This is a genomic window from Nocardia sp. NPDC060220 (assembly GCF_042727815.1).
GTDB lineage: Bacteria > Actinomycetota > Actinomycetes > Mycobacteriales > Mycobacteriaceae > Nocardia.
In genome coordinates this window covers 1-8,575 of the sequence record NZ_JBHWZY010000239.1, presented here as the reverse complement: position 1 = coordinate 8,575, position 8,575 = coordinate 1, and the positions used below count along the sequence as shown (strand labels likewise).

The window sequence follows — 8,575 nt, the reverse complement described above, 5'->3', positions numbered from 1 at the left end:
GGGCCAGCCTGGACGACCGATCCTTACACGCTGAGCCTGGCGAACAAGAGCTTGCTCACTGTGTTCGGCGGCCAGCACTTCCTTGGCGGTATTTCCGGCGAACACGTCAGCGAGACCACCGACGAGAACCCCGACCGGGTCGCGCTGATACAGCAGGTCACCCTCGCCTACCTCCGTCACGTCGCCGATATCGATCACCGCGGCTGGACTATCGCGCAGGCCGTACTCGCGCCCGCCCACCCCCTGGGACGGCTGGAATCCAAATAGCGGGCCTGTCGAACTAGTGTGAGGCGGTATTTCGGTGCAGGCATCGAGTATGGGGCAAGGCTGAGAAAGGGTGCGATGACGAGGGTGATCCGCGCGGCGCTGACGGCGCTGGTGATCGTGTCGGCAACGGTGGGCTGCGACGATGGCCCGGGCGCGAACGTCGTGCACGATAACCCTGTGAAAAGAATGCTGCCTGAGGGTGAATCACTACTGCTGCGAACAGATTTCAACGACGATACGGCCTGGCGCGAGACACTCGACGCAGTGAATCGGTTCTATGAAAGCGAAGACGTCGAGTACGGGCTGACCGTTATCGACACCCCTGACTTCCGGGAAGTGACGGCCGGAGACCTCGAGAAGCTGCTCACATCGCAGTACTACATCTACATCATCGACGAACAGACCATCCGCGATCCAGAGCACCCGATCCTGGCAGTCGACAACAGCGGCGGCGGTGAACCCGCCGCAGGCCTGCCGACTTTCCGGATCTTGCCAAGAGAAGTAGGGCCGGCCGAAGTCAACCTCACGCTTGCGAACATGGACTTCGAGGACTTCGCATCAGCGGTGGACGCGGACGGGGTGTTTCGCGGCTTCTGATGCTGGGCCGACTTGCGGTGCACCATGTTTCGTCGTCGGTGCGATCGAACGGGTGATCGGTTGTGTCATCCGTGATCTGATTCGACGGAATAGCGTCTGTGGGGCGACGACGTTGAGATCCGCGTGGTATCGGCGAAGCGTGACGGTGATATCTGAGGTGCCTCGCGGGCTGGTCATGAGGACAGAACCGGTGGTGGCGTGAACGGTCAGGGCTCGGCGGCGGCAACGTGTGTCACCGCGGAGGGCCCGTTGGGCATGGGGCCCGCCGCGGCCGCCGGTGGCGTGCTCGTGGCCGCGCCGGACGACCGCGAGGAGCCCGGCGCGGACAGTGTCGCTCCGCGCACCAGAACCACCCAGTAGCCCACGAGGACAGCGCAGTAGAGCGAGTGTGTCACGGCGGCGGCGACGCTGCTGTGGGGCGGCAACTCCACGGTGAAGGACAGCGGGAAGACCGGCACCGCGAGCGCGATGGCGGTGAGCTCGCCGCGGCCCAGCGTGATCAGCACGAGCACGCCCGGCCACAGCAGCATCAGGTAGTTGTGCCACGCGATGGGCGAGAACAGCAGGGCCGCGGCGAGTACCGCCCACAGAGCGGTGCCGCCCGGGTCGACGCGGTCGCGGTGGCGCCCACACCACCACAGCGTGCCTGCCAGCACCGCTAGCCCGAGTACCGTCCCGATCGCGGAAGGCAGTCCGAAGCGCACCGCCAGCCCCGGCAGCGATGCGTTGTCCACCCAGCCCGACACCGGCTCGGACAAGGCGATGCGCAGCCAGCCCCCCGCGCTCGACGGCCCGGCGACGAGCACCCCGATCAGCGAGGCGACGGCCGCGCCTGCGATTCCGGCCTTGAACGGCAACCACTGCCGTTGCACGGCCGCGAGCAGCAATAACGGTGCCAGCGACGGCTTGAGCGCCACCACGATGCCGAACAGAACCGACGCGAGCACCGGCCGCTCCCGCCGCTGCGCGATCCACCCGGCAACGAGCCCGACCAACAGCAGCGGGTAGATCTGGCCGAGCATCAGCGTTCCGAACAGTGGCGTGGACGCGAGCACGGCCAGCGTCACCAGCGCAGTGACAGCCGGGCGCAGCCGCAGTTCCGAGCACACCGCCAACACCGAGCCCAGCATCATGAGCAGTGTCAGCACCACGAAGATGCGGTAGGCCGTGACCGCATCCAGCGCGGCGAACGGCGTGAGCAGCGTCGAGAGCAGCGGCGGGTTGAGATTGTTCAGCTTCGCCGGGGTCTCGTAGATGTCGGTGCCGTGGGTGAGGGCCACGGCCGAGGTCCAGAAGGTGTCGAAGTCGACGTGGACCTCGTCCATATCGTTGGACAACAGCTGCGCCACCCGCGGGTAGGGGCTCAATACGCGCAGCACCACCTCGAGGATGGTCGCGAGCACGAGCACACCTGCCACCACCCGTATGGCGGCGGTGAGACGGCTGGGCTGCGCTACATTTTCTGGTGACACGGCCCCAGACGCTATCCGTACTTGTCCGGTTTCGTAGAACTGCTCATGTCAGGTTCGTAGAAGGAGGCCCGTCCCCACATTGAGCTCCGATGCCGCGCAGGGCTATTGGTCTGTACCGGCCTGGGCGGTGCGAAATGGCGCGATCGGCGCGGTCTCAGCATCGGGCGCTGTTGGACCTGTTGCTGACCGGAATGCTGGGCGAGCGCCGCGCAGTTGGTGTTCACGCTGGCTGATCGCGAGGGCCGCCGGTATCGAGCGCGCGGTGCCTATTCGGTACCTACCCGACTGAGTGATCGGATCGGGTTGCCGGGTCGACGTGGCACGAGGCGCCTCCGCTTCGCTGTGGCCACGTCGACCGGCCACCACCCGGTCGCTGCGCAGCCAACGACCGGGCATCAGTCATTCGCAGTCGTTGTCACTCCGGATCGGCGCTATCGAATACTCGCGGTCAACGTTGTCCGGCAATGAAAGTTGCTGAGCCTCAACACCTTCCTCCGTCGGGTTGTCGAGCTCGTTGTTGTTGTCAACGATCTCGCGGGCGCGCGATCAGCAGTTGGGTCGGGAGCTCGATTCAGCGGACCTGGGTCGTCTCGAGAATGCCATGTCGCCGTGCACGCCCCTGCGCACCAGCGGAGCCGACGCGGTTCTGCCGTTCGCACCGGCGACTCCGACCTGACCCCGATTCCTGTATCCCGACGCGCGCGGTTCCCGTAAGCTTCGTCGCGTACGTGCAGGTCAACCGGCCGACGATGGAGTCTCATGACGTCCACAGCACTGAAGAAGCCACCACCCACACCGGTTCTGCGAGCCGTCGAGCGAGTGCGCGACGCGCTCTCGGCGCTGCATCGCCGACTGGTTCCCGGTCATATCGCGCTACTGGAACTACAGATCGCCGGATTCCTCTCGCAGGCGATCAGTGCCGCGGCCGAGCTGGGTATCGCCGACGAACTGGCCCGTGGGCGGCGCGGGGCGGCCGAGCTGGCCGCGGCGGTGGGCGCCGACGAGGGCGGCGTGCGCAGGCTGATGCGTCTGCTGGTGAGTTTCGGGGTGTTCGCCCAGCATCGCGACGGTTCCTATGGGCTCACCAGGATGGGTGAGTCGCTGCGCTCCGACGGCGAGGTAACGCTGCGCGACACGTCCCTGTTCTTCGGTTCGCCGTTTCACCGCAACCACTGGACCCACCTGACCGACGCGGTACGCACCGGCGAAGCCGTCGGCCCCGCTCTCGACGGTGCGAGCTTCTTCGAGTACGCCGCGACGCACCGCGAGATCGGCGACCTGTTCGACCGCGCGATGACCAGCATCAGCACGCTGTCCATCGAACCGCTGCTGGCGGCTTACGATTTCGGCCAGTTCGGCACCTTGGTGGATGTCGGCGGCGGGCGTGGCAGCCTGCTGGTGGAGATCCTCGACCGCTACCCGGACGCCGAGGGCATCGTGTTCGACCTGCCCGACGTGGTCGCGAACCTGGACAGCGAACTCACGGCGCACGGGCTGGCTGGGCGCTGCGCGGCGCGGGAGGGGTCGTTCTTCGACGAGGTCCCGGCAGGTGGTGACGTCTACCTGCTCAAACACATCCTGCACGACTGGTCCGACGCCAAGGCCGAGCAGATCCTGCGCACGATCCACGCCGCGATGGATCCGTCTGCCCGGCTGCTGGTGATCGAACTGGTGCTGCCCGATCATCAGCGCCCGCACCCGGGCAAGTTCATCGACCTGGAGATGCTGGTCAACACCGACGGCGGCCACGAACGCACCGAGGCACAGTTCCGCGAGCTGCTCGCACGCGGCGGTTTCACCCTGCTGCGGACGGTGCCCACCGCCGCGCCGGACTGTGTGCTCGATGCCCGCCCGCGCTGATCGCGCCAGACTCGCTTTCCGACTCGACAATCCGCGGCGACAAGGTGTGGGTGATCGCTAGATTGCGGGTAGCTGCTCGCCTTGTACGACTTCGATGTCGAGTTCAATTTTGACGGTGGTCCCGACGGCGGCCACGCCCGTGCGCACAATCGCGTTGTAGTCGATCGCGAAATCGTTGCGGTGCAATAGTGTTTCGGCGTGGAACGCGGCGCGTACCCCACCCCACGGATCTGATCCGAACCCACCGAAGGCCACCTCGAGATCGACCGAGCGGCGCTGCCCGTGCATGACCAGCTCACCCGGCATCACCCAGGTGTCACCCCCGGTACGACGTAACCCGTGACCGGTGAACGTGATCATCGGATACCTGTCGACGTCCAGGAACTCCGGCGAGCGCAGGTGATTGTCACGCATCGAGATTCCGGTATCGATACCCGCCGCTTTGATCTCCGCGTACCCGGTGGATCGCTCGAACGGCTCAGCGATATCGAGTCGCCCACTCACCTCGGCGAATCGGGCTTTGATACTCGCGATTCCCAGATGACGCGCGGTGGCGATCACTGTCGAATGCGCCGGATCGATCGTCCACGGCCCAGTCGGGGGCAGCGCCACTGCCCCCATCGCCGGCACCAGGACCACCTCACCGAGCGCGCCCGTCCCGGTGGAAGAGATCTGCGCGATCCGTGCCACCGGCTCGAACCCGACAGCGGTGAGCACCGCGGTGTGAGTACCCGCGGGCATCAGGCCGGTGCTCACCGCTCCGGTTTCGTCGGCAACCGCACGGGCGATCTGGCTGCCCGTCATATCCGTCACCGTCAACACCGCGTCGGGCACCGGCCACCCCTCCGCGGTGCGAACACGACCGGTCAGCCCGCTCATCAACGATCCCCGAGGTCGTAACCGAGCCGCACGTCGTAGGCGGCTTCGCTACCGGTCACGGTGACCTGCCCGGTCACCGGCGGATAGCCACGAGCAACCACGGTGTACTGCCCTTCGACGAGATCGGTCACGACGTAGCGGCCGTCCTCGTCGGTGCGCGCCGTCGCGGTCACCTCACCCGCAGCGTCGAGCACAGTGACCAGCACGTCCGGCGCCGCCCGCTCGCCGTCGGCCCGCGCCGATCCGGTGAGCACCGCCATCGCGGTCAACTCGATGTCGTGACGCATGACGCCACTGTCGGGCACCGTCAATGTGATTGCGCTGGGACGCATGTGCTCAGCCGCCGCGACCAAGGTGTAGACACCCGACACCACGCCGTGGCACAGGTAGGTGCCGTCGATGCCCGTGACCGCGGCGCCGACCACCTCACCACGCATATCGGTCAAGGTGACGGTCGCACCCGCCAACGGCGAGCCGTGCGCCGCGGTACGGACGACACCTGACAACTCACCGGAACCCACCAAGGTCAGATCCATGCGCAGGGGCCGCCGGCCGACCGAAACATTGACCGCGGCCGGTTGGTGCCCCATCGCCGACACGATCAACACATGACCCCCCGACTCCGGCGCACTGATCGCATAGCCACCATCAGCGGCACTGCACGCCCGCGCGACCTGACGGCCACCCTGATCGATCAACGTCAACACCGCACCCGGTAACGGCTGACCATTCTCGCGGCGGACATGACCGTCCACCGCTCCACCGCCGATGCCCGAGCCGGACAACTCGCCGGTGGACGGAGCGGACTGCGATGACGCGTCGGCCTGGTAGGCCCGATGACCGTTCTGAGCTACCGGTGCGTGCCGTCCGGCCGAAGCGGTCGGCACCAGCTCTGACTCGGACAACACTCGCTCGGCGCCTTCCCAGACCGGGTCTTCTTCCCACCTCGGGTCCGCGAGTACGGCCAATTCGGCGTCCAGCGCTGCCATTCTGTCGGCATCGGTCGGATTGTCCTGCGACGCAGACTCTTTCACGGTCGGGTCGAGCGCCGGATCGATGTCGATCGTGCTGCGCAGCGGACGATTCGGAAGCCACATGGTCGCGAGGAAGGCGACGACCGCTGCCCCGGCGGCGATGAGGAAGATCCGGCCGGTCGCATCGCCGTAGGCGGCGCGCACGATCGTCGCAATCGGTGCGGGTAGGCCGTGCAGGTTCAGATTGCTGCCGCCGGAGGAACTGGTTGTCACACCGATCTTCGCGAAACCCTCTGTCGACAGCTCGCTCACACGGGTAGCCAGGACCGACCCCAGCACCGAGACGCCGATCGCGCCACCGAACGTGCGGAAGAACGCGACGCTGCTCGATGCCGCGCCGATATTGTGCACGCTCACGGTGTTCTGCACGGCCAGCACCAGGTTCTGCATCATCATGCCGACACCGAGCCCGACAACGGCGATGTAGGTGCCGACCAACCACAGGTTGGTGGCGTGGTCGATCGTCGAGAGCAGCCCGAACCCGACCACCAGCAGCGCACCGCCGGTGACGACGAACGACTTCCATTTCCCGAACCGGGTGATCAGCTGTCCCGAACCGGTCGACGCGACGAGCATGCCCGCGACCATCGGGATGGTCAGCACACCGGCCACCGTCGGTGAGTATCCGCGCGCGGTCTGGAAGTACTGGCCGAGGAAGGTGGTCGCTCCGAACATCCCGATTCCGACCGCGATCGAGGCGATGATCGCCAGACCGGTGGTGCGCTCGGTGACGATCGATAGCGGGATGATCGGCGACTTGGCTCGGGATTCGACCAGCAGGGTCGCGAGCAGCAGCACTACGCCCACGCCGACGTACAGGGCCGATTCGCGGGAGAACCACGCGTAGTAGTCCGCCTTCCCCGCGAACGACACCCAGATGAGCAGCACCGACACACCGGCCGTCATCAGGGCGGCGCCGAGCCAGTCGATCGACACCCCAGCCTTGCGTTCGGTCGGCAGCCGCAGGGTCCGCTGCAGCAGCACCAGGGCGATCACGGCCAGGGGCACACAGACGAAGAAGCACCAGCGCCAGCCGAGCGGACTGTCGACGATGACCCCGCCGAGGATGGGTCCACCCGACATCGACACCGCCATCACTGCACCCATGTAGCCGGAATAGCGCCCGCGTTCACGCGGCGAGACGATGGAACCGATGATCGCGACGACGAGTGCGGTCAAGCCGCCCATGCCGATGCCCTGGATGACTCGTGCCGCCAACAGCATGGGCACATTGCCCGCGACGCCCGCGATCACCGAACCGATGACGAAGATGACGATGGCCGACTGGACCAGCAGCTTCTTGTTGAACAGATCGGCGAACTTGCCCCAGATCGGGGTGGACGCGGCGTTGGCCAGCAGTGCTGTGGTGATGACCCAGGCGTATGCGGTCTGCGACCCCTCCAGGTCGCCGATGATCGTGGGCAGCGCGGTCGCCACGATCGTGGTGCTGAGCAGTGCTGTGAACAGCGCCGCCAGCAGCCCGGTCATGGCTTCCAGGATTTGACGATGGGTCATCGCGACCGGGGCCCGCCGCGTCCCCGACTCGACTGGATCAGACATCCGCTTCCTGACTTTCTGTCGAAACCGGCCGGCGCGCGCCCACCGCGGTGTGGGGCACGACTGCGGCCAGTGAATTCCTGAGTTTGCGAACGACCGAGGTGGCCTGTTCGGCTTCGTCCTCGCTCCAATCGGCGAGAGCGATCTGCAATCCCTGTGCTCGCGATATTCGGACTCGCCGCAGCAGATCGCGTCCTTCGTCGGTGATCTGGATGAGAGTGGCCCGGCCATCGCTGGGATCGGCGTGGCGGGCGATGTTGCCGGAGCGCACCAGCTCGGCGACATGTCTGCTCAGTGTCGACGGGCTGATACACAAGTCCACAGCGAGATCCACCTGCCGGCACGGACCCCTGGCCTCGAGCGAGCCCAGCACGCCGATGCCGCCTGGAAGCAGGTCCCCTTCGTCGGGATGGGAGAGGGCAGCGCGGATGGTCCGGCCCATGAAATAGAGCTCTCTGATCAGGCTCTGAGCCGTATCGGGTGACACTGCCATGACTACTCCCAGACGAGAATATTTACTTGCAGAATGCAACTATACATTACATTACTTGTGCTAATCAACTAGCTGACATGGAGGCCTGTGCGGCTTGGTGCGACGGCGGCGGGAACGGCAGGCAAGCCCGGTCGGCACGATCCGGCGCCGACGTGCTCTACGGCCCTTCTGCGAGAAGTGGGCCGGTGCCGGGCGTGCGGCTTCCTCGGATATGCGACGACCGAGGGGGCGATCACGGTGGGCGTCGGTGTGCCGGGAACTTCGAGGGCCGCCCGGTTCGCGCCGTCTCCGGCTCGACGCTGTGAAGTGTTGGGGCAGAACATGATCAGTCAACGAGCGCGGGGGAGGGAATCCGGATGGCAACTGTGGCAACAGGACACGCAGATGATTGATGTCGATGTAGCATAACTGCTGAG

At 66.1% G+C, this 8,575-nt stretch carries 6 protein-coding genes and 2 pseudogenes; 3 read left to right on the top strand and 5 right to left on the bottom strand.

Annotated features, from left to right (window positions below; all coding sequences use genetic code 11):
- Nucleotides 1-267: pseudogene (locus tag ACFWF3_RS14855) on the top strand (chlorophyllase); the annotation flags it as partial.
- A gap of 75 nt (nucleotides 268-342) precedes the next feature.
- Complete coding sequence (locus ACFWF3_RS14850) at nucleotides 343-864, top strand: DUF6924 domain-containing protein (RefSeq protein ID WP_379314095.1); 522 nt, start codon at nucleotides 343-345, stop codon at nucleotides 862-864.
- Nucleotides 865-1,070: 206 nt separating this feature from the next.
- Here the strand turns inward: ACFWF3_RS14850 and ACFWF3_RS14845 are convergent, their stop codons facing one another.
- A complete protein-coding gene (locus ACFWF3_RS14845; protein ID WP_379314094.1) occupies nucleotides 1,071-2,336 on the bottom strand; it encodes a glycosyltransferase family 87 protein in 1,266 nt (421 codons plus the stop codon).
- Between the two features lie 759 nt (nucleotides 2,337-3,095).
- Here ACFWF3_RS14845 and ACFWF3_RS14840 point away from each other — a divergent pair.
- Complete coding sequence (locus ACFWF3_RS14840) at nucleotides 3,096-4,196, top strand: methyltransferase (RefSeq protein ID WP_379314093.1); 1,101 nt, start codon at nucleotides 3,096-3,098, stop codon at nucleotides 4,194-4,196.
- 57 nt (nucleotides 4,197-4,253) lie between these two features.
- Here the strand turns inward: ACFWF3_RS14840 and ACFWF3_RS14835 are convergent, their stop codons facing one another.
- The 4 genes and pseudogenes from ACFWF3_RS14835 to ACFWF3_RS14820 all read right to left on the bottom strand — a co-directional run bounded on the left by ACFWF3_RS14835 (nucleotide 4,254) and on the right by ACFWF3_RS14820 (nucleotide 8,159).
- Entirely contained in the window at nucleotides 4,254-5,075 is an 822-nt protein-coding gene (locus ACFWF3_RS14835) for a YceI family protein (RefSeq protein ID WP_379314092.1), read from the bottom strand.
- Entirely contained in the window at nucleotides 5,075-6,064 is a 990-nt protein-coding gene (locus ACFWF3_RS14830) for a collagen binding domain-containing protein (RefSeq protein WP_379314096.1), read from the bottom strand. The genes ACFWF3_RS14835 and ACFWF3_RS14830 overlap by 1 nt, the downstream gene beginning before the upstream one ends.
- A 48-nt stretch (nucleotides 6,065-6,112) precedes the next feature.
- Nucleotides 6,113-7,624 (bottom strand): annotated as a pseudogene (locus tag ACFWF3_RS14825) (MDR family MFS transporter); the annotation flags it as partial.
- A 37-nt stretch (nucleotides 7,625-7,661) separates the two neighbouring features.
- The gene (locus ACFWF3_RS14820; protein WP_379314091.1) at nucleotides 7,662-8,159 is read right to left on the bottom strand and encodes a MarR family winged helix-turn-helix transcriptional regulator; all 498 of its coding nucleotides are present in this window, start codon (nucleotides 8,157-8,159) and stop codon (nucleotides 7,662-7,664) included.
- Nucleotides 8,160-8,575: the final 416 nt, after the last annotated feature.

Bases quoted from the DNA above. Each gene is read 5' to 3' on its own strand.
- ACFWF3_RS14830 (WP_379314096.1), bottom strand. From the start codon at position 6,064: ATGGCAGCGCTGGACGCCGAATTGGCCGTACTCGCGGACCCGAGGTGG.
- ACFWF3_RS14820 (WP_379314091.1), bottom strand. From the start codon at position 8,159: ATGGCAGTGTCACCCGATACGGCTCAGAGCCTGATCAGAGAGCTCTAT.
- ACFWF3_RS14835 (WP_379314092.1), bottom strand. From the start codon at position 5,075: ATGAGCGGGCTGACCGGTCGTGTTCGCACCGCGGAGGGGTGGCCGGTG.
- ACFWF3_RS14840 (WP_379314093.1), top strand. From the start codon at position 3,096: ATGACGTCCACAGCACTGAAGAAGCCACCACCCACACCGGTTCTGCGA.
- ACFWF3_RS14850 (WP_379314095.1), top strand. From the start codon at position 343: ATGACGAGGGTGATCCGCGCGGCGCTGACGGCGCTGGTGATCGTGTCG.